A 26,590-nucleotide genomic window follows, 5' to 3' on the forward strand; every position below is an offset into this window, starting at 1 on the left:
GGGCAAATACTTTAATAGGATTCTAATTCCTTTAATCCAGCAAAGTCTATTTCCCTTGAAACACAGGCTTTCGCTTTTGCATAAATGCGGCAACACCCTCTTTATGGTCAATAGTAAGGCCAGCCAGCCTCTGTCCCTGTGCGTCTCTCTCCAAACATTCTTCTAAAGTGGATTCCCAGCTCGCTTTCAGGTTTTTCTTTATTATCGCAATCGCCGCTGTCGGCATGCCGGCAAGCCTTTCTGCAAAAGCAGTTATTTCATCCTGCCATCTCTCCATAGGAATTACCTTAGTAGCCAGGCCAAGCTCTTTGGCTTCCTGAGCATTAACCTTTTCACCGAGCACTGCAAGCTCCATGGCTTTCGCATGACCGATCAGCTTTGGAAGAAAGTAGAGATTCCCGGCATCAGGCACCAGCCCGACATGGATAAAAGCTTCTAAAAAACTGGCTTTATCAGAAAGAAGCCTGAAATCGCATGCTAATGCGAGACTCATGCCTGCACCTGCTGCCACCCCATTGACCGCTGCGATAACCGGCTTCTTACATTTATGAAGCTCCAATACCATTGGATTATAGAATCGGCGGAGTACCTCGCCGTGATCCATATCCTCATTTACTCCCTGAAGGTCCTGGCCAGAGCAAAATGCACGTCCTTCGCCTGTGATAACAAGACATCTGACTTCTTTATCCCGGCTTGCCTGTTTTATGGACTGCTGAACCTCTTTATTAAGCTGTTCTGTGAATGCATTCAGTTTATCCGGGCGGTTTAATGAAATCCAAGCAACACCGTTTGCGACCTCATATTTCACCGTTTCAAACATTTGCTATGTACACCTCCTCTACTTCCCTTTAAATTGCGGCTTGCGTTTTTCAATAAAGGCTTTCATTCCTTCTTTTTGATCTTCTGTCGAGAATAATAAATAAAAATTCTTCCGTTCGAATTCCATTCCCTCATTTAATGATGTATCAGCTGCCTTAAGGACTGCTTCCTTTATGAGGCGTATCGCAATTGGCGCCTGATTGGCAATTTGTTCAGCCGCTTTTATCGTTTCTTCCAAAAGAAGCTCTTCTGATATAAGCTGGTTGACGATGCCATGTTGAAGCGCTTCTTTGGCCGTGATTCTTTTGCCGGTAAAAAGCCATTCCATTGCTTTCGTTTTTCCAACAAGCTTAGTAAGCCTCTGTGTGCCGCCTGCGCCAGGCATTACTCCCAGGTTTACCTCAGGAAAGCCAAATTCCGCATTATCAGCGGCAAAAAGCAAATCACAGCATAAAGCAAGCTCAAAGCCCCCGCCAAGGGCAAAACCATGAACCGCCCCTATAATCGGTTTCTTGATCATGGCAAGGCGATCCCAATCTTTAAATTGATTGCGAAGCTCAAAATCTATTGTCTGGTCGTTTGCCATCTCATCAATATCTGCTCCGGCTGCAAATGCCCTGCCCTTGCCGCATAAGACGATAGCCTTAATGCTGCTGTCAGCCTCAAACTCTTCCATCGTATCCAGAATCTCTGAAACCATTGAGCGGTTGATTGCATTTAAGACTTTTGGGCGGTTTAAAGCAATTAAGCCAAGCTTTCCATGCTGTGAAACTTCAATAGCTTCATAGCTTTTACTCATCTGCTTCCTCACCAATCATAAGAGTGATAATATCACCTGCAAATTTCATGGCGTCTTTTCCTGATGCCTTGCCTTCATCTGTTCTCATAGCCTCCTGTAAAGCTTCATGGCTGTCATAGTACATTTCACACATCAAATAGTACTTCCCTTCGCCCCCCATAGGACTGCCAACAATTTTTGTAACCTCCATCTTGCGGAGACCCGGAATTTTGGCTGTAAGCGGCGCGTGCGTATTAAAATAATGGTCATCAAATGCCTCCTTATTTTCAGGGTGCTTATAAAGAGCGATTAATTTTACCATTTGTCAACTTCCTTTCAGGTTTAGTGGATTTGATTCATTTTATAGTATTCCTGGAGCCGGATTCATATGTTATTTGTGTTATCTCCAGGAATTTATCATTAAAGAATTAACAGTTTATCCAGCATCTTAAAATAGTATTAGACACAATTTGACCGGCTTATATAACAGATTCGAAAGTCCTTATAGCTACATCATTGTTGATACAGGCTTCATAGCTTCAAAGGGGTTCCTGCAGGATTTGCAGTATAAAATACTGCGGCAGGCTGTAGGGCCAAACAGGTTTTCCATTGTCGTATATGTGGATCCGCAAAAAGGGCAATCCACATGCCATTCACCTGTTTCACTTATTAATTTTGGAGGCGGCGCAATCCCGAATTCCTTTAGCTTTAACCTTCCTGTTTCTGTTACCCGGTCAGACGTCCAGGGCGGATGATAGATAAACCGGACTTCTATTTTTTCAAATACCCCTGCCTTGTCTATTTCGATTTCCACGTTTTTTCGAATGATATCCAGTGCAGGGCATCCCATAAAAGTAGGCAGGAGTTTAACCATTACTGAATTGCCTTCCACCTCAATATGCTCCAGCATTCCTAAATCAACAATAGAAATGGTATCTATTTCAGGGTCCATAACATTATGAAGCGCTTCCAACGCTGTTTTTATCAACATTTGATCCTGCTCCATTTACATCACCCTTTAAAGAACTTACCAGCTTGCAGCTGGATTTATATTATACACCTCGCTCAAAGTAGCTAAAGCATCATCAAGGTCGGCTGTATGCTCACCTATACGGCCATTGCCATTTTTCATTGCAAGGTCTGCCTCTGAGACTGCCAGATTGATAGATTCAAAAACAGGCTTCATGATAAGCAGCCATCGCTGCTTTAACACCTCTTCCGGTTCAATAAGACCATGTTCCGCCATATCTTTTGCCAGCGGTCCCAATGATATAACTCCTTCAAAATCGGCTAAAACCTTCCCAATGGCTAATTCCATTCTCGTTCTGGCTTCCCCGCCAGCCTTCATTAGCTGGATAAACCATGTTTTCCAGTGAAGGAGATGATAATAAAGCTCCATATTAACCTTTAATGCCACCTCGGCTAAAGGCTGATAAGAAGAATTTTTCAGAGAGTCCAATCTGATTTTTTTGATTGGATATAAAAATAATTTCTTGCTACTGCGAATGCCCAGTCATATTGTGCTGTAGACAAGTAATGACCTGGACCATTTACCGCTTCCAAAAGGACAGCATTTCTCCTTTCGGCCGCTTTTCGCGCATGGGCAAGACTGTCTACAGTGCCTTCTCCAAGATCCTCCAGCAGCTGATAAAACATGGCGGCATGACCCATGGTATCCTGGCTGATGGATGAAAAGGCGACATCCTCCTCTATATGAGGCGCCAGCCCAAGCCACTCTGAACCCCGGTAAGCAAGGATGAAGTCATCGTCAGCCAGCTGATATAATAATGATGTCAGTGCCGGCTTTATCCCAGCGTCGATTGGCATTTTATTAACTGGCTCAGTCATCTTTCTTCATCCCTCCCCATGATAGAATTTCCTTCTCATCAAGCATTTCCTGCTCGTAGTGGCGCCACTTTTTCTTCAAATATCCGTATCCTTTTGTCGTGCGGTACTCTTTGTTATCCAAACGCTGAAGTGATTGCTTTTCTTCCGGTGTCAGCTTCCGGATATCAGAGCGTTTGACGACCCAGATATCAGCAACCGGTTCTCTCCGCATAAAATTTTCCTGTGCCATGACGAGTGCAAGCTCGCGATTTGGTGCCAGCAGGGAAAATTGATATTGCAGAGGCGAGGTATCGGTTCTTTGACTAAAGACTTCGAATTCCTGATAAAATCCTTCGTTTCCCAAAGGAGACCCCTCCCATCTGAACGGTTTAGTTTGCAGTATTGAGAGCTTCGCGCACCCATCTGTTAGCCTCATAAGCTGTGCGGCGGAGCCCGAGTCGCTCCTGAGATTTTGGCCCATTATTTTTAATAATGTCCTTGAACTTATTCCAGTCAGGCTGCCTATAGACCCAAAGCTCCTGATTCTGGTCAAAATGCATTGTCTCATCCGGCAGTTTAAGGCCAAGCGAGAGAACGCGCGGAATATACTTTGTAAAAAAGTCCTGCCTTAAGTCTTCGTTCGTCTTTGTCCGGATTCTATATTTTATCGTTATATCCTGTTTGGATGTGCCGGTAGTAGAGGCATCACCAGGGCCAAAGAACATTAACAGCGCTTCCCACCAGCGGTTAACCGCATCCTGAACCATCGCTTTCTGCTCCGCAGTTCCTTCAGCCAGTGCCATGATGATTGCTTCACCATGCTGGGCATGAAAAACCTCTTCCGCGCAAATCCGTTTAAGTGCTCTTGCATAGGGCCCATATGAAGCATTAAGCATATTGGTCTGGGTAATGATAGCAGCACCGTCAACCAGCCAGCCGATCAGCCCGGCATCCCCCCATGTTGGAGCCTCCATATGAAAAACATTGTGGAATTTCAGTCTTCCGCTAAATAAATCCTGCATAATATCTTCGCGGGTTTTCCCGAGAGGCTTCATTAAATCCTCTGCAACACGAAGCAGCAGCTGTCCATGCCCCATCTCATCCTGCACCTTTGCCATGATACCCAGCTTGCGTTTTAATGAAGGGGCTTTCGGCACCCATTCCTTTTCAGGAAGTGCTCCCATAATTTCACTGATACCATGCATCGAAATCAATTTGATTAATGTCATTCGGTAATCTTCAGGCATCCAATCATCCGCTTCAATTTTCTCTCCTGCATTTATGCGTTTCATAAACTGCTCGTATTTTTGTTCTTCCGTCATCTCTTGAAAGAAAAGAGCCTCTGACATGTGATTCACCCCCGTCGAGTTAAAAATTACTGATTCAGGTTACAGCATTTTCCACTGCCGGATTTACAATTCTGACAGCTTTCCCTTCCGATCTTGGCAGCGTTTTAGGCGGATGGAGAACAAGTCCAATGGTAATAAAGCAATTTTGCTTCACTGCTTCCTTGATCTTCTTTTTTACATGTTCTGCTTCTCCCATATCTCTATAAAACTCTTCGCTCCATTCAGCATGAAGCTCCAAAACTTTTAAACTTCCCTTGTTATACACTTGGATATGGTAGTGGGGAGAAAGCTCAGGCATCTGAAGAATGCACCGTTCGATTTCGGAAGGAAAGACGTTTACACCATTTACATTAAGCATATCGTCTATGCGGCCTTTCACACGGCTCATGCGAAGCGTTGTTCTCCCGCAAACACACTTCTCTTTAGAAAGGGAGGCGATATCACCCGTTCGGTAGCGAATCACCGGAAAAGCTTCCTTCGTTAAACTTGTAAAAACAAGCTCCCCTTCCTCTCCGTTTCGAAGCGGTGTCATTTTTTTCGGATCGATTACTTCTGCATAAAAATGATCCTCTGCAATGTGCAGGCCGTCCTGGGATTCATGGCATTCCATGGCTACACCTGGTCCAAGAACCTCACTCAGCCCATAAATATCGCATGCTTTAACCCCAAGCTTAGCTTCTAGTGTTTTCCTCATTTCTTCGGACCAGGGCTCTGCACCAAAAATCCCATACTTTAATGATGTATCAGCCGGGTCCATTCCCCTCTCCTCCATCTTCTCTGCTAAATTAAGGATGTAGGAAGGAGTTCCGCAAATAACTTCAGGCTTAAAGTCTTGAATCAGCATAATTTGTCTGTCAGTATTTCCTCCAGAAACGGGTACCGTAGCCATGCCAAGCTGTTCGCTGCCATAATGCAGTCCCAATCCACCTGTAAAGAGACCGTATCCGTAAGCATTATGCAATGTCTGACCAGGTTCGCCTCCTCCGATGGAGATTGCCCTGGCTATCAGATTGCTCCACATTTTGATGTCATTTCGTGTATATCCTACTACAGTCGGCTTTCCGCTCGTTCCCGATGAAGCGTGCAGACGGACAATTTCTTTTTTATCCACGGCAAAAAGCCCGAATGGGTAATGTTCCCGCAAATCTGCTTTAACAGTAAAGGGCAGCTTTTGAATATCATTCAGGCTGTTAATGTCTTCAAGTGCAATATTACTTTCCAAAAACTTTTTCCGATAAAAAGGCACATGATTAAATACTCTTTCCACTGTCTGCTTGAGCCGGTCCAACTGCAATTGTTCTATAAAATCGCGGCTTTCCGTTTCAATATCATGCAGAATCAAGACATGACCTCCCAGATTTTAATCATATTAAGATAGTAATTTTATATAACGTTAAAATATCGTCAGATAAAATAAGTGTTATATGTTTAACACAAAGATACCGTGTAAACAGGAAAAAGTCAACTTATTTTCTGAAAATTTACTCATTTATTTTAAAAGCGGAAGCGCCTTGCCCACCACCGACAAGCACAAGACGAGCCTTCCGGAAAGGCGTTTTTTGCCTTTTTGGGAGGATTGGCTTGTGACCTCGAGGGGTAGGCGCTGGAGCTAGACAGTTATCGACGTACAAATTTATACAATCTGAATTAATAAAAAGACCTAGCCCGAGGGCTAGGTTAACTTTCTTAGGACCATTCTTTTAATTTATTCTTTATGCTATTTTTCCATTTAGATATTAAAGGCTCCTCACCTTTAGCTGTCTTTTGCTTCTGCCATTCATTATAGCTTGCTGCAGAAATGAGGATAGATCCTGCAATTAAAAGATACGCCCACCAAGGAAGATTTCCCCAATAAGGTCTTGTTTGCAGCAGCACATTCAGGAGCAGTACCCCAGATCCAACAAAGAAATAGGACTTTATTCTCCAGAAGGAGCCAGCTAGCATTGAAATCAGGGAGAGCGTGCCAACTATAAGTGCATCATAAACCGTATTGCTGGCAAGGCCATCCTGTACAAGCAGCAGGGAAACCGTTATTAGAACTGCCCACTGAATTTTGTTAGTCGGTGCTGCGTATTGCCCTTTAAGCACTTTCTTGACAAAAATAATCAGGATAATCCATGGAAGCACGTATGCCTCCCTTATGAAAAGGTCCGGCAGCTCAATATTCTTTAGTAAACTATAATAAGGCTCCAGCAATACCGCTCCCGACAGCAATCCAGGCAGCCATACGTATTTTGATGCCATTCTGCCCCTCTGTAAAAATAAAAGTGTGCTGATCAGGAGGCCAGGGAGAACTTCCGCCCATAGGGAAACTGCCGGAAAAAGATAGGCGGTAAGGAAAAATAACAGCGAGAAAATAGTGTAGCTATCAGCTTTTTTATTCATAAGAATTTTGGCATATACCATTTTGCCGATGATTGCCGATGCCAGGCCGAAACCAGCTACAACCAAAATTTTCATATCTGGAGCGATTCCGTTAATGAACAGGAATTTGAGTACTGCCGTACATATTAATAACAATGGAACTGCAGTCAATATATCAAGTTTAGTTCTATGCAAATATACGATTAATCCTGCAGAATAGATAATAGAAACGAAAAACGGCACATCCCCAAAGGGATATGAAGTTAAAAATGCCAGGATCCCAATCACAGACCAGGGTATAAGAAAGTAAACACTTCTCATTTTATCTTGAGTTTTTCCGGTTAGCCAGAATAAGAATACGGCACAGCTGACTAAAAGAACGGCATACTCACTGAAGTTCTCTTCCCATACATGATTCATTCCCGTTAAGATTACCATGAACAAAGTTAAGAATGAGCTGTAGAGGAATATCTTTACCTTCCACTCTTTAAAAGAAACCCTGAAACTGATCCAATAGGCTGCCAGGGTGACCAGGAAGGACCAGAAACTATTTTCCCTATAGATAAAAAATGTCAGGATCATGGCAAACGGCATGAAAATATGGCCAATCCAGCTGAACCCTCTTGACAGGACAAAGTCTTTATTAGAAATATAGAAAGCCGCACCAAGCAGGATCCATGCCCCTAGGGGAAATTGCACCCAATTAAAAAATGTAAAGTTAAATGGCAAACCAATCAAGATCATAAAATAAGCAAAAAGTGAAATCGATGCTGACACAAACGGAATCCAGCTTTGTTTATGGAATCGATACAGGGCAAGATACATCATAATGCCGCCTATAAATACTGCCGGTCTCATCCAGACTTCATTGATTGACAAAGCAACTGCTGTAAATAGTGAGATTGTATAAAATCCCAATGAGATTAAAAACACGTTTCCGGCTTGAGTTTTGTGCCCTTTCTTAGAAAGAGCGCCATAAAGGATAAGCAGGGCAATACTTGCCATTACGGTATTCATGGCCATACCTAACTCATTCTGATAAAAGCTTGAGCAGCTTCGCAGATGTTCACCATAAAACATAAAGGCAAACCCGATTGACAAAGGAATGGCCCAAGGAATTGCTTCTGTATAAAAAACCCTATTTTCAGCCTTATTCATGAGGTACATGACAAAGCTAAAGATTAATAGCATGGAGCCTGCAGCGAGCCAATCAAGAAATCCTGCTGCAGTCACAACTGAAAATAACATAATACTAACAGCCACATCTCGTGAGCTTGATTCCACCACTTTTAAGAGCGGATACTTCAGCAGATACCCTAAACTTATAAAAAGCACAAAGCCAATGAAGAAAACAGGTAAAGATAGATTATTGAACGGGGCGGCTTTATCCAGCATTAATACTAGTTCAAATAGAGCAGAGGCTAAAAACACGGGTGCCAAGTAAGCAAATAGCCCGTTTTCCATAACATTTGCCAAATATAGAAACTGCACCGCAAGAATAATGTAAGCCAGCAGCAGTGCTGCAGAGGGTTCGCCGGCCATTAACAGGAGACCTTCAACTGAAATATAGAGAAAAGCAAGTATGGAAACCGCTGCACTGGTCAGTCTAAATATCTTATCCCAGGAATAGTGCTTATCCATAACTCTAGGAACAAACAGAAAACCAATCCCTATAAGCGCAAATAAAACTGGTCCTGCCAAATGTAGAATCGTATTTTCAATCAGCTGATAGGCACCATAGACAATCAGTAAGCTGAAGACAAAATGAAACTCCTTCCTGCCTGTTACATACACCATTGATAAGTAAACGGCTGCCGTCAGCAGAATATTCAGACTGTATAAAACATGGCTATTGAAAAATACAAGCATCAATAATGTAGAGATTACTAAATTGATTTGAGCAAAGTAAATCAATTCTCCCGAAAACAGTTTAAGGGAAGCCTGTTTTTTCAGGCGATGATAGGCTGCAGATAGCAGCGCATTGAAAATTATCAAACCAAGATAAAAACTGTCATTTTCAAGATTGAATGCTGCCAGGGTATAACCTGCCCCAGCAGACAGGGCAATATAAGCAAACCATACAAAAAGACGTGAGCCCAGCTTCTGTGCAAATATACTGTATACTGGAACGACCAGTAAACTGCCAGCTGCTCCGAGTATAAAGCGTCCTTCCCCATAAAAAGAAAGATAAGGGCCAAGCAATTGAAACCAGCCTATGGATAAAATAAATATTGGCAAGAATAAACTCCCTAGAACAATAAAAGCAAACGACGTTCTTTCTATCTTTAATACCTTACCCGAAATAAAGGCAAAGCCATAGAAAATAAGTGAAACAACAGCAATGGATGCACTTTTCATGAAATTTGACATTGTATCCCAATTGCTTGTTGCCACAAAAAGTCCGCCGATAAGGAGCAGGATGACTCCAACATTCAGCAGCCAGGAAATGTTTCTTTCACGGATTTCTTCCTGAGATAATTTCTTTTTCACTGTTTTTTGCCGTCTGAATGGGCTTTTGCTTGATTTCTTCTGCAGCTTTTGCTGCCTTAACCTGCAACTGCTTCAGCTCTTCAAGGTCCTGATAGTACTGATGGTGGGCTTTCAAGGTGATTTCATAATGTTCTGATGTTATATAATCTTTATCTTTCAATTTCGTAAGTTCAACTTGAAATATGTTCTGATGATATTTTTCTGTTTCGGGCTTCAAGGGGTCCACCTCTTTTAAATCGAATAATATTCGATTGTTTCTATTAGTGTAATTTTACACATTTTAAACTAATTAATCAATCCCTGTTTTGGCATTTGTTACTTCTCAAGGATGTTTATATAAATATTATTTAATTACAGGAAGAAATGGGATTTTAAGGAGCTCCGCGCGCGCTTCTGGCCCAAATTATCCCACTCCAATTTTTAAACCCCTTGATTAACCTGCGTTTTCCCCGTCCCTTTCTGCTGCAAAAAAATCCAAATATTATATCTAATAAAATGTTAAATAACAATTCTATCCGGAAAATATTTTTTCCATTATATTATTCTAGAAATTATTACTTATATGGAGGAACTATCATTGAAAAGACTAAGTATAATTATTGCGTCCATCTTATTGTTAAGTTTGTTTCCGGCTGTCAGCCTTGCAGCACCAAGTGAAGATGAAGTGGCTGAATTCGTTAAGGAAACAAATTGGTCTGAAGAAGGATTAATTGACCACCTGGAATATTTTTGGGATATGAATATCGAAGATTTCGATACGTTGGAGGAAATGATCGAATATCTGGGTGAGCCTATTACGGAAGAAAATCTCCAGCAGCTCTTAGCTGAATATGTTTTTGAAAATGAGGAAGAGTTAGTGGCACTGCTTGCGGAGAATGGAGAAATGGAAACGACTGATGATGTTCGGGATGTTTTCCGATATATTGATGCCCTAGATTCCACTGTATCTTTTTTAACATATACAGGCACTGAAATTAACGAAGAAACTCTTAAGCAGCTATTAAATGATTACGGGCTTACAAAAGAAGAGCTCATTTCCCTGCTTGAGGAGAACGATGACTCCCTTGAAAACTACGAATATATTGAGGACCTTGATATCATGGTTTCCATTTATTTAGGTGGAGATGAATTGCCTGGTGAAGACGAAATGAACCAAATACTCGCAGATATAGATCTTACCGATGAAGAACTTGAAGCATTATTTGCACATTTTATGACTTTGGATTTCGAGAACCCAGACTTGCTTGATAAAATGATGGACCTTGAAAGCCGTTTAATGGCATTTGGCGAGTTTGATAGTGCCGGGGATTTAACAGAAGCAGAAATAGCTGAACTTATCAGCATTATGCAGGAAATGATGGATCTATTCCAGCTTGATGCCGAGTTTTATCTTGTGAAAGATGGCGAAAAAACCCATTTAACAACAGCTGAAATGGTTGCTTTGGAAGAAACAAAAGGCCATGACCTGCTTATTGAACTTTATAATACTCAAGGCCAGTTCCTGGCAGATATGATTATTACAGCTGAGATGTTCAGTTCAGAGCTAATTGAAGACACAGTGACTGATTTGAATCAGGCGGAAACTGTTATCAAAAAGCAGGGTCCTGCTAAAGTCAAACCAGTTTCCAAACACCCAAAAACTGTAAAAGGCGGAAAACTGCCAAACACAGCAGGCAACTATATTGAAGGAGTATTAGCAGGCATCGGTCTGATCCTTATAGGGATGGCCATTTTACACAGACGGAAAGTGAGAGCTGCGTGAAAAGGAAACTTACATTAAAAGGAGCTATTGGTCTAACGTTTATTTTGGGTGGAATTTGGATTGCCGCTTCAAATTTTATGCCATATTTGAATAGCCAAAAAACTTCAGCCCATATAGATCCCTCCAGCACTGGAAAAACAGATGTGAAGACTGAACAAAAAACGGAACAGCATAGCCTATACACTGTCCGTCCTGAAATGGGAGAAGAAATGGGCGTACTATCAATACCTAAAATATCGGCCCATCTTCCAATCTTCCATGGTACGGACGAAGATGAGTTAGAAAAGGGTGTTGGCCATTATGCCGGCAGCGTCCTTCCAGGAGAAGAAGACAATTCAGTCCTTTCCGGCCACCGGGATACAGTCTTTCGCAAACTTGGAGAAGTAGACATTGGCGATTTGCTTGTCGTGAACACTTCTGCTGGTGAATTTACCTATAAAGTTCGTAAAGTAAGAATCGTCGATGCAGACGACAGAACCGTAATTGTACCTAAGCCGAGAGCAACTCTTACTGTCACAACCTGTTATCCTTTTGACTTTATTGGCGATGCACCACAGAGATATATCCTCATTGGAGATCTTGTAAGAAAATGAAAAACCCGCTAACCAGGCGGGCTTTTAGAGGAGGCCGTTTTTGGCCTTCCTTTTATTCTGTAATTGTGACTAACTTTACATCTGCAAAATCAAATCGATGGTAGTGGCCTTCAGTACATGTTAGTTCTACAAATCCTTCCAGGTCTTTAATGCTTCCAATTACTTCGGATTTATTTTCTGCTTCAACCTCTTCTGTTACGGTAACACCTTTTTCAAAAGTATAAATAACCTTAAACGTATTCATGTGTGCTTAACTCTCCTTTCCCCATTCAAGTTCCCGTGTACACAGTATTTAAACACAGAAATTTCTATTGCAGTTATTTTCCATTAGTCAGACTTAACTCCAATGTATCTTTGGATGGGAAATTAGGGACAATACTTACATTCGGCAAGGAGATAGCACTTAATAGCAAATTGCTATTCGACAGATATCGGCTGATATCACCATAAAACCATATTTTTTTCAGCAGTTTTGCAAAAGAGAGTGAATTCAATTTGATAATCCAGTATTCCTTTTTTTCCATATGCATAATACTTTATACTGGATTTATTAGTTTACATAATAAAATTATTTTACAAAAAAGAAGTCCAGCAATTAAGTGGACTTCTCTTTCTCTATTATTCACCTAGGTCTGCATTATGATAAACTCTCTGGACATCTTCCAGATCTTCAAGGGCGTCAATCAGCTTTTCAAATTGAGCCTGTGCATCAGCCTCAAGGGTGACTTCATTTTGCGGGAGCATTGTTAATTCAGCAACAGCAAACTCATTGATGCCTGCTGACTTGAATGCTTCCTGAACTGCATGAAACTGATCGGGTTCTGCATAAATGATTACCGTATCATCTTCTTCCAGAATATCACGTGCATCTACGTCTGCTTCCATCAGGATTTCCAGGACTTCTTCCTCCGATTTGCCTTCAATGCCGATAACTGCGGTTGAGTCGAACATATAGGAAACGGATCCGCTCACGCCCATATTCCCGCCATTTTTTCCGAATGCAGCACGTACGTTAGAAGCTGTGCGATTTACGTTATTAGTCAATGCATCGACTATTATCATGGATCCGCTAGGCCCGAATCCTTCATAGCGAAGCTCATCATAGTTTTCTTCCGCTCCGCCTTTTGCTTTTTCAATTGCACGATCAATGATATTTCTTGGCACGTTATATGTTTTTGCACGTTCGAGCACAAATTTTAAAGCCTGGTTTGCTTCCGGATCAGGCTCCCCTTGCTTGGCAACCACATATATTTCAAGTGCAAACTTGGAATATACACGGCTCGTATTTGCGTCTTTTGATGCTTTCTTTTCTTTAATATTGTTCCATTTACGGCCCATATGTCCCACTCTCTTTCAACTTTGGATCTATGAAATTTATGATTAGTAATAGAGTCTTCTTTACTGGGAAGAACTCTCACCTGATTATTATACATTAAAACACCTGATTTTTTCGAGTATTGTTTCATAAGAAGAAGCATGGGACTTCCAGGGTAACGATAAATAAAAAAGAGACACAAATGTGCCTCTAATTAGCTTAATAGGATTTTTTCCAGTACCTTCTGCACCTGATACCCTTCTTTAAAGGAAACCAATAATGCGTGTTCTCCTCTTATTGCTTTGCAGAGTTCTGCAGGCAGACTGTTTTCCGGCTCATCAAGCCTTAAAATTTCTCCGCTGTTTTCGGACGTACTCTGTACAAGAACACTCCAGTTCTGCATATCCAACGTGCCCTTTTCACCAAAAACCTTAAAAGACAGATGTTCTTTTTGTCCAATTCCCGCTATACCGTTTAATAGAACAGGAATGCCGCCTGAAAGCTTCAATGATGTGGTAAAGCTGGTTTCACATAGATGTTCATTATCCGGATATTCCACAAAAGAACGGACATGGAGCAGCTCTCCGAAGGTGTCCAGAATCATATGAACAAAGTGAGGAGCTACTTCCCGGATAAAGCCTCCCTGTTCCCTGCTGGAAATCCAATCGTTCTGCTGCCATTCACGCGGCCATTGTGTAAATTGCAGGTGCAGTTCTACCTTCTTAATCTCACCCAGTTCACCATTCTGTATCTTTTCCCTAAACATTTTAAAGGCTGGGCTGTATGCCATTGGAAAATTCATGGTATGGATGATTCCTGCATTTTCAGCAGCTTCATACATTTCCTTCGCCTCTTCAATGGAATTGGCCAGGGGCTTTTCACAAAGAAGATGCTTGCCGCTCTTTATAATATCCATGCTAATTGAATGATGCCATTTTGGCGGAACACCTAAATAGATGAGTTTTATCGTTTCGTCCTTGAGCAGATCGAAATGATTTGTATGTATCGCTGCATCTGGCAGCTCAGCTTTAAATTTATCTAATCGATCGGCTTTTCGATCACAAAGCGCTGCAATCTCAAACTCCTCATGCTGCCGAAATTGACGCAGTATCCTTTCCCCTACGGCACCCATTCCTATTAATCCAACTTTAATCTTTTCCTTCAACATACTTCACCTGCTTGTTTAATTTCATAGTTCTCAATTGAATTATACAGTTTATTATAAAAATTCTAAAGTTGCAAATTCTCTAATAAGTTAATAAACAAAAATATACTGGCCAATAATTGGATAGAAAGACAATGAATGGGGACATTAAAAATAATTAAGCATTAGGAGGTGTCATCATTGAACCTTGATAAGGACATGCAATTTGAAATCAAAAGTACTTTCGCGCCGAATCTTAACCGTTCCCAAACACTTAGAATTTTAGAGGTGACTCAGAACAGCGTTGTCATCCAGATGGACAGGTCAAATGGACGCGGTGTTTTCCCGGCAGATAATTTTCATTATTGGATTAAAAGAGGTTCCCTTATTAAATTGAATGACCATCATAAAAGAACCTCATAGAACACTGGGCAGGAGCCAGTGTTCTTTATTTTTGGATCCGTCTATTAAAGCTTTATGACACTACCCTTATCTTTCTGCTTCAATCAGGCAGATCGCTGCCTGCAGGATAACCAGTAATCATTTACCTGCAGCCGAATCTATCCATTATCCCCCCTGTATACATATTTAATATTATAATGCTGGATCCTGAACAGGTTTAAAGAAATGAAATTAAGTAAATAGCCTAAAAGAATGGATTAATAATATTGAGACAAGGAGTATTGATAGATGACTAATCGTAACATCCCCCATGACAAAAACCTTGATAACAGCCTCACATTATTACAGGAAGGGTATCTATTCATTAAAAACAGAACAGAAAAGTACCAATCTGATCTATTTGAAGCACGCCTGCTGGGCGAAAAAGTTCTTTGTATAAGCGGAGAAGAAGCTGCAAAGGTATTTTATGATGACAGTCTATTCCAGCGAAAAGGTGCTGCGCCCAAAAGGATACAGAAGTCACTTTTTGGCGAAAATGCTATTCAGTCGATGGATGGTGAAGCACATATTCACAGAAAGCTTCTGTTCATGTCACTAATGACACCTCCACATCAAAAAAGGCTCACCAAGCTTGCCATACAGGAGTGGGAAGCATTAATCCCAAAATGGGAAGGAGCCAAGCATGTCGTTCTTTTTGATGAGGCGAAAAAGCTATTAACCCGCATTGCATGCAAGTGGGCAGGAGTCCCCCTTAAGGAATCGGAATTAGAGGAGCGTGCTGAAGATTTTTATGCGATGGTTGATGCTTTTGGTGCTGCAGGGCCTCGTCACTGGAAAGGCCGGAGAGCTCGATCCCGTACGGAAGAATGGGTAAAATCGATTATGGAAGGTGTACGCAATGGTACATACAGTGCAGAAAAAGGTTCCGCACTGTATGAAATGGCTTTTCACAAAGAACTTAACGGCAGACAGCTTGATGTTCAGATGGCTTCGGTTGAATTAATTAATGTGCTGCGTCCAATTGTGGCCACTGCAACCTTTATTGTCTTCGCTGCCGTTGCTGTACATGAATATCCGGAAGTGAAACAGCAGCTGCAATCCGGGCCTCCGGAATATCTTGAGATGTTTGCTCAGGAAGTAAGACGCTATTATCCGTTTGGTCCTTTCCTTGGTGCAAGGGCCAGAAAGAATTTCACATGGAAAGAAGCTGAGATCACAGAAGGAATGCTTGTGCTGCTTGATATGTATGGTACAAACCATGATGAGCGGCTTTGGTCGTCACCGAATGAATTCAGGCCAGAAAGATTTAAAGATTGGGATGGAAGCCTTTTCGATTTTATTCCCCAGGGCGGTGGCGATCCTGCCAAAGGACACCGCTGTCCAGGTGAGGGCATTACGGTTGAGATTATAAAAACGAGTATAAATTTTCTGGTGAATTTTTTAAACTACAATGTTCCAGTTCAAAATTTAAACTTCAGCCTGTCCCGAATGCCTTCATTGCCAGAAAGCGGATTTGTCATGGATAATATTAGAAAGAAGTAAAAATAGGGGCATCCTGCTTATTAAAATGACAGGATGCCTCTTAATATGGTTATTTCGCTATTAAGCAGTTGAACTTTAATATAAGTGGATGCAGGTTAATAATTGCTTAAAGTTAATCAGCGTTCACAGGCATAATTGTCCTTGTCTCTATCATGTTTTGAGTCATAGGCAGGATGTGTAGAAGGCACACCACTTGGATATACCTTCCTTAACTCGGTACAGTTTTGGTAGGACTCAGTGCTGCTGCCTGTACTGCTGGCTGTCCCACTGCTGTCATTCGACCCGCTTCCGCTGGCATTCCCCGAACTTGACGAAGAACTGCTGGCTGCTGCAGAATCCAGGTCCCCTTTAGTTGTTCCCTCATCCCCGAGAGCCCATAACCCTTTATTGGCTTCCCTTGCTTCCCTTCCAAATTCTCTGAAGTATTCACTGTATTTTACATCAGGATTATAGGTGGATGGCTCGGCATAACCATTCAGAACCAAGTGTGCATTGAACATTTTTTCACGTATTTCATTTTCGTCCATATCATCAGTGGGGATGTCCACCCAAACAATTCTAAGCAGGCGGCCATACCGGTCTGTGTCAGAGACATCCTTTTGCATCCAGATTTTCTTGCCAGACAGCTCAGATGTGGTAAATTGGCTTGCTTCTTTTCCGTATTCTTCCACTCTCGTTGTTGATTCGGGAGTGTTCACTCCAATCAGGCGGACTTTCCTCCCGTCTGATGTTTCAATTGTATCACCGTCTACTACTCTGCCAACGGTAACTAGTTCCAGGCCCAAGCTCTCTGCAGCCTGATTTTGATCCTGTTCCTGTTTTTGCTTTTCAGCCTCTTCTTGTTTCTGTTTTTCTACCTGTTCTGCTTCCAGCCGGGCTTGCTCCTCTGCCTGCTTTTTGGCTTTCTCTTCTTTAGCCTTCTCTTCAGCAAGCTTTTCTTCTTCAGCCTTACCTGCTTCACTCTGATCTGTTACTATTTGTTTTTTCTCAGGCTCATTTACAGTTTCTGTTGCATCTGAATCTGCAGTTGCTAAAAAAATGGATAACACAAAACCTGCAGCCATAATCCAGCCAGATCTTTTGAAATTTATCTTATATTTTCGATACTGATTATTTAAATATAATCCAATAAGAAAGACAGCTAACCCAATAAATGCGGCAGGAGCTGCAATTCCCAGTAACAGCATAAACACAATAGCAATAGTGATAATAGTCCATCTTATAACTTTCAAACTCTTTTTCTCTCCCCTTTTTAAAGTTAACCTAAATTAGCATAAACTTTTTTCCACATAATTATAAACACCAATTCACTAAAGAATTGGTGTTATAACCCAATAAACTAATTTACTGTTTTTTCCCAAAGATCTCTTCCTGCAGTCTTCTTCCGGTTGGCGTGGCAGCCAGCCCTCCCTCAGCTGTTTCCCTGAGTGCTGAAGGCATGGATTGCCCGATAAGGAACATTGCGTTGATGACTTCATCACATGGAATTCTGCTTGTAATTCCGGCGAGGGCCATGTCTGCTGCTGTCATGGCGTTGGAAGCACCCATGGCATTTCGCTTTACACATGGAACTTCTACTAGTCCCGCAACTGGATCACAAACAAGGCCCAGCATGTTTTTAAGTGTTATTGCCATCGCTTCAGCCGCCTGTTTTGGTGTCCCGCCTGCCATTTCTACAATAGATGCTGCCGCCATGCCGCTTGCAGACCCTACCTCAGCCTGACATCCTCCTGCTGCACCGGATATGGAGGCATTGTTTGCCACCACAAAGCCAAATGCTGCTGAAGTAAACAGAAATTCTATCATTTCCATTCGTGTTGGATTGAGAACTTCTTTTACAGCGAACAGTGTGCCTGGCACCACGCCAGCCGAACCTGCTGTAGGGGTGGCACAGATTGTACCCATTGCAGCGTTCACTTCATTGGTTGCAACTGCTTTGCTGACAGCATCCAATAAAATATTTCCTGATAAAGCCTTTCCGCTCTGAATGTACTTTTGCAGAAGGACTGCATCACCGCCAGTCAGACCCGTAACAGACGTGACACCTTTCAGTCCTCTCTCGACAGCCTGTTCCATGACTGTCAAATTGCGGTCCATTTTGGCGATAATTTCATCACGAGTCAAACCAGTTACTTCTATCTCCTGCTGAATCATGATTTCAGCAATTTTTACACCTTTATTTTCAGCGAGCTCAACAAGCTCAGCAACATTTCTAAACAACATTAGACTTTCCCTCCTGATGACCAGCTAACTATTAGTCAACCATTCTGATAATTTGAGTGATATTCGGAAGCCCTTCAAGCTCTGTCATCACATCATGGCCGATCTTCTGATCCACTTCAATGACCATAATTGCCATTTTCCCTTTTTCCTTGCGTGAAACTTCCATATGTCCAATATTAATCTGGTGCTTTGATAAAATATTCGTAACAGCGGAAATAACTCCAAACTGATCGTTATGCACAACTAAAATGGCAGGATGTTCGCCAGATAACTTTAGTTCAAAAGAATTCAGTTCGGTTATTTCTATTGTCCCGCCGCCGATGGATATCCCCACAAGTTCAAGGTCACGATCTCCTTCGGTAAGCTTGACCCGTACAGTATTAGGATGGTCTGTAACGGTATCTTCAACTGTAAAAATGACTTCAATCCCTGCTTCTTCAGCTAATTGAAGAGCAGAAGGAATTCGCTCGTCAAAAGTATCAAAGTCGAGGATTCCGCCAACAATGGCAACATCCGTACCATGTCCTTTATAGGTTTTTGCAAAAGAACCGTATAAAGAAATCTCGGCTTTGGACGGCTGTTTTCCGAAAAGAGTCCGGGCAACACGCCCAATGCGTGCAGCTCCGGCTGTATGTGAACTTGAAGGTCCGATCATAACCGGTCCAATAATATCAAACGCGGATCTGTATTTCATTTTTTATGCCCCTTTACTTTTAAGGTCTTTTAATTCATATAGCTGCAATGAAAATTACAGCAAGCAGGCTTTTCCTCAAAATTATTTATTTATGCTCCACAGCTTCCGGCTGCAGCTCATTAATCGTTCTGATTTTCTGCAGGTAATTATAGATGGTGAATTTGGAAACCCCAAGCACAGATGCAACATAATCAGTTGCCCCTTTAATGAGGAATGTCCCTTTATCTTCAAGCTGGCGGACACATTCAACTTTTTCTTCGAGCGTCATCAATGAAGGTGCCTTCCTAAAGCCTTGAAGTACTTGATCCACCATCTCGTGAATAACATCCTGGACGGAATTAAAAAAGGTCTCCGATTTAGAAGAATGTTCATCAAAGCTGATAAACTCTTCAATCTCTCCTCCAAATTGCATGAGCAGACTAATATCATAATTAAGGCACAATGCACCAATTACTTTATTTTCATCATCACGCAGAAAAATCGTGGATGATTTCATGACATTCCCTTTTTTGGATTGTGTTTTATAATTGGCTATATCATTAACTTCGTTTTTATGTTTGGCTAATTCATTCAATACAAGATCTGTAATGGGTGAGCCGATTTTCCTGTCCGTTATATCTCCTGCTATATGAATAAGCGATTTTTTTAAGTCGCTGAAATCGTGCACGGCCACTTCACAGCGGGAACCAAACATTCGAACCAGCATATCTGCGGTTCGGATCGCCAAGTCAAAAACAGGTCTATGGCATTCCTTCAACTTTGTCACTCCCTTTTGTGAAATCGCTTTCATTATTATACTACTCTATATTTCTTTATAATTTCATATTAACATAAAAACATACATTGTTAAAATAAAATTTTAATAGCTACAAAAAAATTGTAAGACACATAAAAAATTGCCGCAACAATAAATCAGATGCGGCAATTCTATATTATACATTTTTTAATACAAGATAAAGCCTGTTGACTCGCTCAGTTCGTTCCTCCTCGGAAGCAAGATCAAATTTTTCAGTAAATGGAATACCTCATTTAAAATATCCTGTGTATGTTCCTCCTGAAAAAAAGATTGAAACAAAGAACTCATATCGTCCGGCAGAAATTCTTTCTGCTGTTCAAACTTATTTTGTACATCTTCCGGTGTGTGATCCAGTTTACATTCACTCATAAAAAAACCTCCAGTATGACTGTTACTTACTTTTTTCATTATGATAAATCATTATTCTATTTTACCTTCTACAGTCCTATTAAAACATATACCTCTTCTGCATAGTTTCTTCAAACATTTCGACTATAATAGAATTAATTGATTTGAAATGAGTGAGTTCTTTGAATAAACTTTCCATGAAGCTGGGCCTGTTGTTCTTTCTGATCCTTTTTGGGCTTGAAACAATTATGTTCTTCTTTTTACATAGTACCCTTGTTGAATCACGTGTGGAGGAAGAGCTGATAGCTCTGCAGACACGCGGCAATTCACACCGTGCTATACTCGAAAAGCATTTTGATGAAAATACGATTTCCCATGTGGCTCTGATGGAATCTGAAGCAAATACAGATGTAGTTATTACAAATACGAATAATGAGATCCTTGGTGCTTCTGTTGATAGCAGTTTGATCCAAAAGTACATAGAAAGGCCGCTAATATCTTCTATAAGGGAAGGCATAACCATCGAGGACAATTGGAAAGAGGAAGATTATATCTCAACAGTCAGCCCGATCGATCAGAATGGAGTGCTGACTGGCCATGTATATATGTTTCAGGATACAGCTTGGATTCAGTCGTTAATTTCACGCTTAAATGAACAATTTTTAATCGCCGGTTTCATTGCCGTCATTTTTACCATTACTATCATCATCTTTTTATCAAAGGCACTGGCAAAACCGCTGATTAAAATGAAGGAAGCCACCTCACAAATTAGCAGCGGTGATTTTTCAGTTTCCCTTCCTAAAACCGGTGACGATGAACTTGGGGATTTAGCTCGGTCCATTCAGTTATTGGCGGATGACCTGAATTATCTCAGAGAAGAACGCAATGAATTTTTATCCAGTATATCGCACGAACTTCGCACTCCTCTTACTTATATAAAGGGGTATGCGGATATAGTTCAGAAGCGGAACCTGAGCCCGGAAGAAAGAAATCAATATTTATCAATTATTCTGGAGGAAACCAACCGGCTTTCAGATATGGTTAAGAATCTTTTCGATTTGGCTAAAATTGATAAAAATACCTTTGATATAAAAAAGATCTATTGACCTGAAGGATTTTATGAAAAAATTGAAACAAAATTCTCACCGGCATTCACCGAAAAAGGTATGCTGCTGTCTGTTATTTGTCGTGAATCAATCACTATTTCTGCGGATGCATCAAGGCTGGAACAGATCATATTTAATCTTCTGGATAACTCCATTAAGTATTCCACAGCTGGAGATAAAACAACAATTAATATAAACAGGACCAAAAAACATGTCATCATTAACATAAAGGATACCGGAAGAGGAATCTCTGAAGAGGAACTGCCCTTTATCTTTAACCGGTTTTTCCGAGTGGATAAATCACGTGCAAGAGCTCTTGGAGGGACTGGTCTCGGGCTTGCCATTGTTAAGGAACTTGTCCATGCCCATGGAGGGACTATATCGGTCTGCAGCAGAGAAGGTGACGGCACAGAATTCGAAATTGTTTTTAAGGGAGAAACGGAAAGTGAAAACAATACTTTTGGTTGACGATGAAACAAGAATGCTGGATCTAATTTCTTTATACTTAACACCCCTCGGCTACAATTGCATTAAATTGGCATCAGGCTCAGATGCCTTGCTTTACTTAGAAACCCATTCAGCAGATCTCGTCCTTTTGGATGTTATGATGCCTGAAATGGATGGATGGAAAGTATGCGAGGAGGTAAAAAAATATTGGGATATTCCCATCATTATGCTTACTGCGAAAAGCGAAAAGCCGGACATTGTAAAAGGATTGAACATCGGAGCAGATGATTATATTTTAAAGCCATTCGATGAAGAGGAGTTATCTGCAAGGATTGAAGCAGTTCTGAGAAGAAACAAAAAAGATGGAAAAACCAAAACCTTTAAAGGGCTGGAACTTAAAGAAGATTCTTTTGAACTTTGGTATAAAAATAAGGAAATCCTTTTGACTCCCAAAGAGTTTTCAATGTTAAGCCTGTTCCTCTCAAACCTGAACAGAGTTTTTTCACGTGAGCATTTAATAGGCTCTGTATGGGGTTATGGCGTTTCAATCGAAGACCGCACCATCGATTCGCATGTCAGAAATTTACGGGAAAAATTAAGAAAAGCCGGGTTTCCTGCAGATCAGTATCTGACGACTGTCTGGGGTTTAGGCTATAAATGGGCCGGAAAGGATTAATGGATGTTTTCTGATATCATAGGATGGCTTTCAGATGAACCGATATTGGCAGCTTTTTTTAGCATATCCATGAACATTGCTGCCGCGATAACGGGTTTCCTCCCAAGTGCCTTTATTACTGCGGGCACAGTTGCTGCTTTTGATCTGAAAATGGGGCTAATCCTATTAATCATCGGAGAAGCAGCTGGAGCAATTATAAGTTTTATTCTTTATCGTAAAGGAATCACTGCGCTTACCTCCTCTTTTCCTCAGCTTAAGAATAACAAATTATTTTCTAAGCTCCAAAATGCGGAAGGGCCGGCTGCCTATTTCATGGTTGTTTTGCTGAGGGTATTGCCGTTTGTCCCATCAGGTGCAGTCACACTGGCAGCAGCATACAGCAGGATGAGGCTTCTGCCCTTTGGCATTGCCAGCACCATCGGAAAAATACCTGCTTTGTTAATTGAAGCCTTTGCGGTTTCACATGCACTAAAATTAAAAATGGAGCTGCAAATAGCCATTTTCCTTTTTACTGCTTTTTCCTTTTTGGTTTACTATTTATTAAAAAAATATAAATTAAGTTAAGGAGCTTATCTTCGGCAGATAACCTCCTTAACTTACAGTATTATTCAGATGGAGAAAGCTCGTTTTCTGTTACCCACATGTGGTTTTTTACTTCCTGACCGTCAGCTGTAGTAAAGTCAACTGTATAGACAGTTGTTTTCTGCACAGAATCGATTACAGCTGCTGCTCCGTCCATCCCCTCCATGTGACTTGGATTTATTTTTACCTCGGCGCCTTCTTTAAATGGCTCTTCTCCTGCATCAGCAATCTCTTCATGAACTACCCATTTATGATTTTCAACTTTTTTACCGCCAGTGGTTGGTGTATAAGAGACCGTATATACAGTAGTATCATATGCGCCTGTAATTGTTGCTTCGGCTCCCTCCATCCCTTCCATATGTCCTTCTGTTATAAAGGCCTGGCTTCCAACTTCATATTTTGGATTTTCAGCTTCCTTTATTCCTTCAGGAACTTCCCCGGAGCCGGAATGGTCCATGCTTGAATGGTCTCCTGAGTGGCCGCTGCTTTCATTATTCGTTGTGCTTTCTTCAGTGCTGGTGCCTTCCTGACCGGCATTCCCATCATTTCCGCCGCAGGCAGTTAATGTTATCGCTGCAGTTAGAGAAACCAGCCAAATCGCAAATTTTTTACTTGTCAGCATATCTATTCCTCCTTTTCTTCATGAAGTTAGTATGGCAATAAATTGTGCAGAAATTATGGAACAGGCATACAAAAGGCTAATTTAATTTCCCTTCAATAATGGAAAATATGTACAATTATTCATAACCGGGGATTGTAACTAAAAAGCATTGAAACAGACACCCTGCTGGATGTCTGTTTTGTCACTAAATTAAGAAGCCATTTTACGGCATTCCTCCGCACACTTAAAGCAGGCTTCAGCACAGCGCTTGCAATGGCCGTGATCATGTTTTTTGCACTCATTTCCGCAAGCTTCACAAATTTCTGCGCATAGGATACAAATTTGCTTGGCAAATGGGCTGTTTGACTGCATCGTCTTAGCTGCAAAGGCACAGATATCAGCACACTCCCTATCCAGGCGGATACATTCCGCCATCATTTTAACATCCTCTTCTCCTAAGCATGCATCATAGCATACATTACAGGCTTTCATGCATTCTAAACAAGCCTGAATGCATTCTTCAAAGGATTGGCTATACATTCTATCATCCTTCCTTTTATCTCATTACAAAGATACTCTACCCGTGCCTTCTTTTAGTAAACTGCATATTTTCTGCATATATTGCAGGCTGCAAAAAAAGAGCAGAGAGTTATCTCTCTGCTCCTAAATCTTACTTCTGTATACCCGGCCCATTTCTTTCCTCTATAAATGGCACCTCTTTTTTTACATATGAGTAATCATTCCGGTTGACTGGAATAAATCCTTCCGGTTTATAAAAGCGCAGCAGGTCTTTGTAAACAATGTTGTCTGACATTTCAAGCTCTTTTTCGCCTGATCGGAAAACGGCTTACAGGCATTAGCTTCAGCTATTTCGCCGGTTTCAGTAAAATAACAGGTCTCTTCAATCTGTGTATATTCAGGGGAAATGAAGTTGCCGTTTCGGAACGGGACTACTTCACGGTGCTTATCTGATAATAGATCTGATCCCATCTCCAGGTGATTTTTTGTATCAATGCCCAGCAGGTGAAGTAATGTCGGGCGCACATCCACCTGTCCGCCAACATTATGGACAATGCCGCCATCCACTCCTGGTACATGGATGAATACTGGCACTCTTTGAAGCTTGGCATATTCAAATGGTGTAATCTCTTTTCCGATTACTTCCGCCATAGCTTCATTGTGGTTTTCGGAAATTCCGTAGTGATCGCCATACAGAACAACGACTGTATGATCATACAGCCCGGACTCCTTTAAATCATCAAAGAACTGCTGGAGTGCCTGGTCCATATAATTCGCCGACTGAAAATAGTGGTTCACCACATCATTATCCGTTTCGCCAGAAGGGAAATCAGTATCCCACTCATCCATTTTAAAGGGGAAGTGATTAGAAAGAGTGATGAATTTTGTATAAAACGGCTGAGGAAGACTGGTCAGCATAGGCATGGATTCCTTGAAAAACGGCTTATCCTTCAACCCGTAGTTCTTAGTATTTTCATCGCTCATATTGTAATACTCAGCATCAAAAAACTTGTCATAGCCCATGGTTTTATACATTTCGTTACGGTTCCAGAATGTCTTGTAGTTTCCATGGAAAGCTGCTGAAGTATAGCCTTGAGACTTTAAAATAGCAGGTGTGCCATGGAAGGTATTTTGCGCTTTTGTTACATATACCGCTCCCTGTGACATTGGATATAGCGATGTATCCATGATAAACTCTGCGTCAGAAGTCTTTCCCTGCCCGGTTTGATTCACAATATTATCAAAATAAAATGTCTTGCCGCTGTGTGCAAGTGAGTTCAGGAATGGAGTAACTTCTTTTCCATTCAGCTTGTAGTCAATAATAAATGTCTGAAGAGATTCCATAGATACGTAAATAACGTTCATGCCCTTAGCTTTTCCGAAGTATTCAGGGTTCGGAGGTGCATACTTGGCTTTCACATAGTTCTCCACTTCAGTCACATCATTATTATCCGCAAGAGCCCTTTGACTGGCAGACTTCGCATTTTGCACAATATCATATACGGTGAAATTGTATGCTCCAAGGTATTTCACCAAATAATTGCGGTCGAAGGAACGTGTAAGCAAATCAGGCCGGTCATTCTCTGCAACCTCAAGATTGATGAAGAATACAATGATGCCTGCAGCGATTACAGCCAATGCGGGCTTTCGGCTCATTTTCTTTCCTGGTTTGTACCATTTCCTGACTGCCAGGAAAAGAAGCAGAAGCGTATCTGTAAAATAAAAAATATCCCAAGGAGACATTAAAGACAGAGCACTATCTCCCAGCTGCCCCCCATTAACTTTTGCCTGCATTAGTACGGGAACAGTAATAAAGTCGTTGAAGAATCTATAATAAACGACATTTGCATAAAGCAGGAAAGATAAAAATAAATTCAAGCCAATAAGCATGCCTGATTGCCATTTTCCTTTGAAAAACAAAGCAAATCCAAGGAATACCAATGTAGAACTTAATGGATTCAAAAACAGCAGAAATCGCTGTATGTCATTATTGATCCCTAAATTAAATTCGACGCGGTAGGCTATATATGTTTTTAGCCAAAAAAGGATAACAGTCAGAAAGAACACAGCAAGGCTGTTTTTCGCCAATTTCCTTGGCGATTTTAATAACTTTCCCATAAGTGTGGTTTCACCTCTTAAATTGTAAACATGCGAAAAACTTAGCAGCGGCTAAGTTTTTATACGTAAAAAATATGTAAAGCCAGCATTAATAA

26 protein-coding genes and 3 pseudogenes are annotated in these 26,590 nt (G+C 41.2%); 8 read left to right on the forward strand and 21 right to left on the reverse strand.

What is annotated here, in order from left to right; all coding sequences use genetic code 11:
- Positions 1-46 precede the first annotated feature (46 nt).
- From M5V91_RS09515 to M5V91_RS09560, 10 genes and pseudogenes are all read right to left on the reverse strand, one after another.
- The gene (locus M5V91_RS09515) at positions 47-820 is read right to left on the reverse strand and encodes an enoyl-CoA hydratase-related protein (RefSeq protein ID WP_071157781.1); all 774 of its coding nucleotides are present in this window, start codon (positions 818-820) and stop codon (positions 47-49) included.
- An 18-nt stretch (positions 821-838) separates the two neighbouring features.
- Positions 839-1,618 carry an enoyl-CoA hydratase-related protein gene (locus M5V91_RS09520; RefSeq protein WP_071157783.1) on the reverse strand — a complete coding sequence of 260 codons (780 nt, stop codon included), beginning with the start codon at positions 1,616-1,618 and terminating at the stop codon, positions 839-841.
- The gene (locus M5V91_RS09525) at positions 1,611-1,919 is read right to left on the reverse strand and encodes an EthD family reductase (RefSeq protein WP_009334759.1); all 309 of its coding nucleotides are present in this window, start codon (positions 1,917-1,919) and stop codon (positions 1,611-1,613) included. The genes M5V91_RS09520 and M5V91_RS09525 overlap by 8 nt, the downstream gene beginning before the upstream one ends.
- 186 nt (positions 1,920-2,105) lie before the next feature.
- Positions 2,106-2,603 carry a 1,2-phenylacetyl-CoA epoxidase subunit PaaD gene (gene paaD, locus M5V91_RS09530; protein ID WP_139266846.1) on the reverse strand — a complete coding sequence of 166 codons (498 nt, stop codon included), beginning with the start codon at positions 2,601-2,603 and terminating at the stop codon, positions 2,106-2,108.
- 21 nt (positions 2,604-2,624) lie between these two features.
- A pseudogene (paaC, locus tag M5V91_RS09535) lies at positions 2,625-3,445 on the reverse strand (1,2-phenylacetyl-CoA epoxidase subunit PaaC).
- Positions 3,438-3,788, reverse strand: a complete 351-nt coding sequence (gene paaB / locus M5V91_RS09540; protein WP_009334762.1) for a 1,2-phenylacetyl-CoA epoxidase subunit PaaB — start codon at positions 3,786-3,788, stop codon at positions 3,438-3,440. The pseudogene paaC and the gene paaB overlap by 8 nt, the downstream one beginning before the upstream one ends.
- Before the next feature lie 25 nt (positions 3,789-3,813).
- Positions 3,814-4,773 (reverse strand): 1,2-phenylacetyl-CoA epoxidase subunit PaaA, encoded by a 960-nt coding sequence (gene paaA, locus M5V91_RS09545; protein WP_071157787.1) that lies wholly within the window; start codon positions 4,771-4,773, stop codon positions 3,814-3,816.
- Between the two features lie 34 nt (positions 4,774-4,807).
- A complete protein-coding gene (locus M5V91_RS09550; protein WP_284522046.1) occupies positions 4,808-6,115 on the reverse strand; it encodes a phenylacetate--CoA ligase family protein in 1,308 nt (435 codons plus the stop codon).
- Between the two features lie 344 nt (positions 6,116-6,459).
- On the reverse strand, positions 6,460-9,627 hold the full coding sequence (locus M5V91_RS09555) for a hypothetical protein (protein ID WP_284522047.1): 3,168 nt from the start codon (positions 9,625-9,627) through the stop codon (positions 6,460-6,462).
- On the reverse strand, positions 9,593-9,844 hold the full coding sequence (locus tag M5V91_RS09560) for a hypothetical protein (RefSeq protein WP_284522048.1): 252 nt from the start codon (positions 9,842-9,844) through the stop codon (positions 9,593-9,595). Before M5V91_RS09560 ends, M5V91_RS09555 begins: the two co-directional genes overlap by 35 nt.
- 360 nt (positions 9,845-10,204) lie before the next feature.
- On the opposite strand from M5V91_RS09560, the gene M5V91_RS09565 reads away from it, so the two are divergent.
- Complete coding sequence (locus tag M5V91_RS09565; RefSeq protein ID WP_071157792.1) at positions 10,205-11,389, forward strand: processed acidic surface protein; 1,185 nt, start codon at positions 10,205-10,207, stop codon at positions 11,387-11,389.
- A complete protein-coding gene (gene srtD / locus M5V91_RS09570; protein ID WP_009334767.1) occupies positions 11,386-11,982 on the forward strand; it encodes a class D sortase, LPxTATN-specific in 597 nt (198 codons plus the stop codon). Before M5V91_RS09565 ends, srtD begins: the two co-directional genes overlap by 4 nt.
- 52 nt (positions 11,983-12,034) lie before the next feature.
- On the opposite strand, the gene M5V91_RS09575 is transcribed toward srtD, so the two are convergent.
- From M5V91_RS09575 to M5V91_RS09585, 3 genes are all read right to left on the reverse strand, one after another.
- A complete protein-coding gene (locus tag M5V91_RS09575) occupies positions 12,035-12,226 on the reverse strand; it encodes a hypothetical protein (RefSeq protein WP_009334768.1) in 192 nt (63 codons plus the stop codon).
- A gap of 374 nt (positions 12,227-12,600) precedes the next feature.
- Positions 12,601-13,320 (reverse strand): YebC/PmpR family DNA-binding transcriptional regulator, encoded by a 720-nt coding sequence (locus tag M5V91_RS09580; RefSeq protein WP_009334770.1) that lies wholly within the window; start codon positions 13,318-13,320, stop codon positions 12,601-12,603.
- Between the two features lie 191 nt (positions 13,321-13,511).
- Positions 13,512-14,465 carry a Gfo/Idh/MocA family protein gene (locus M5V91_RS09585; RefSeq protein ID WP_009334771.1) on the reverse strand — a complete coding sequence of 318 codons (954 nt, stop codon included), beginning with the start codon at positions 14,463-14,465 and terminating at the stop codon, positions 13,512-13,514.
- Between the two features lie 168 nt (positions 14,466-14,633).
- On the opposite strand from M5V91_RS09585, the gene M5V91_RS09590 reads away from it, so the two are divergent.
- Complete coding sequence (locus tag M5V91_RS09590) at positions 14,634-14,864, forward strand: hypothetical protein (RefSeq protein ID WP_009334772.1); 231 nt, start codon at positions 14,634-14,636, stop codon at positions 14,862-14,864.
- A gap of 267 nt (positions 14,865-15,131) precedes the next feature.
- Complete coding sequence (gene cypC, locus M5V91_RS09595) at positions 15,132-16,385, forward strand: CYP152 family fatty-acid peroxygenase CypC (RefSeq protein WP_071157794.1); 1,254 nt, start codon at positions 15,132-15,134, stop codon at positions 16,383-16,385.
- Positions 16,386-16,501: 116 nt separating this feature from the next.
- Here cypC and M5V91_RS09600 read toward each other — a convergent pair whose 3' ends face one another.
- From M5V91_RS09600 to M5V91_RS09620, 5 genes and pseudogenes are all read right to left on the reverse strand, one after another.
- Positions 16,502-17,617: a thermonuclease family protein gene (locus tag M5V91_RS09600; protein WP_083390498.1), complete on the reverse strand. Its 1,116-nt coding sequence runs from the start codon at positions 17,615-17,617 to the stop codon at positions 16,502-16,504.
- A 112-nt stretch (positions 17,618-17,729) separates the two neighbouring features.
- Positions 17,730-18,605 carry an L-serine ammonia-lyase, iron-sulfur-dependent, subunit alpha gene (gene sdaAA / locus M5V91_RS09605; RefSeq protein ID WP_034297166.1) on the reverse strand — a complete coding sequence of 292 codons (876 nt, stop codon included), beginning with the start codon at positions 18,603-18,605 and terminating at the stop codon, positions 17,730-17,732.
- Between the two features lie 34 nt (positions 18,606-18,639).
- Positions 18,640-19,302, reverse strand: coding sequence for an L-serine ammonia-lyase, iron-sulfur-dependent subunit beta (gene sdaAB, locus M5V91_RS09610; RefSeq protein WP_009334776.1), 663 nt, complete (start codon positions 19,300-19,302; stop codon positions 18,640-18,642).
- Between the two features lie 85 nt (positions 19,303-19,387).
- Positions 19,388-20,068, reverse strand: a complete 681-nt coding sequence (locus M5V91_RS09615; protein ID WP_226280769.1) for a helix-turn-helix transcriptional regulator — start codon at positions 20,066-20,068, stop codon at positions 19,388-19,390.
- A gap of 166 nt (positions 20,069-20,234) precedes the next feature.
- Positions 20,235-20,467, reverse strand: a pseudogene (locus M5V91_RS09620) (hypothetical protein).
- Between the two features lie 161 nt (positions 20,468-20,628).
- Here M5V91_RS09620 and M5V91_RS09625 point away from each other — a divergent pair.
- From M5V91_RS09625 to M5V91_RS09635, 4 genes are read left to right on the forward strand one after another with little or no spacing between them, the layout of a single operon-like run.
- Positions 20,629-21,552 (forward strand): sensor histidine kinase, encoded by a 924-nt coding sequence (locus M5V91_RS09625; protein ID WP_500797317.1) that lies wholly within the window; start codon positions 20,629-20,631, stop codon positions 21,550-21,552.
- 60 nt (positions 21,553-21,612) lie between these two features.
- Positions 21,613-22,020 carry a sensor histidine kinase gene (locus M5V91_RS31090; protein WP_500797318.1) on the forward strand — a complete coding sequence of 136 codons (408 nt, stop codon included), beginning with the start codon at positions 21,613-21,615 and terminating at the stop codon, positions 22,018-22,020.
- Positions 21,998-22,675, forward strand: a complete 678-nt coding sequence (locus M5V91_RS09630; RefSeq protein WP_071157798.1) for a response regulator transcription factor — start codon at positions 21,998-22,000, stop codon at positions 22,673-22,675. Before M5V91_RS31090 ends, M5V91_RS09630 begins: the two co-directional genes overlap by 23 nt.
- 3 nt (positions 22,676-22,678) lie before the next feature.
- Positions 22,679-23,239, forward strand: a complete 561-nt coding sequence (locus tag M5V91_RS09635; RefSeq protein WP_071157800.1) for a TVP38/TMEM64 family protein — start codon at positions 22,679-22,681, stop codon at positions 23,237-23,239.
- Between the two features lie 40 nt (positions 23,240-23,279).
- Here M5V91_RS09635 and M5V91_RS09640 read toward each other — a convergent pair whose 3' ends face one another.
- From M5V91_RS09640 to ltaS, 3 genes and pseudogenes are all read right to left on the reverse strand, one after another.
- Entirely contained in the window at positions 23,280-23,879 is a 600-nt protein-coding gene (locus tag M5V91_RS09640; RefSeq protein ID WP_284522049.1) for a YdhK family protein, read from the reverse strand.
- Positions 23,880-24,068: 189 nt separating this feature from the next.
- Positions 24,069-24,398 carry a four-helix bundle copper-binding protein gene (locus tag M5V91_RS09645; protein WP_009334783.1) on the reverse strand — a complete coding sequence of 110 codons (330 nt, stop codon included), beginning with the start codon at positions 24,396-24,398 and terminating at the stop codon, positions 24,069-24,071.
- Positions 24,399-24,528: 130 nt separating this feature from the next.
- A pseudogene (ltaS, locus tag M5V91_RS09650) lies at positions 24,529-26,495 on the reverse strand (lipoteichoic acid synthase).
- Positions 26,496-26,590 lie beyond the last annotated feature (95 nt).

Source organism: Cytobacillus pseudoceanisediminis, from assembly GCF_023516215.1.
Classification (GTDB): Bacteria; Bacillota; Bacilli; order Bacillales; family Cytobacillaceae; genus Cytobacillus; species Cytobacillus pseudoceanisediminis.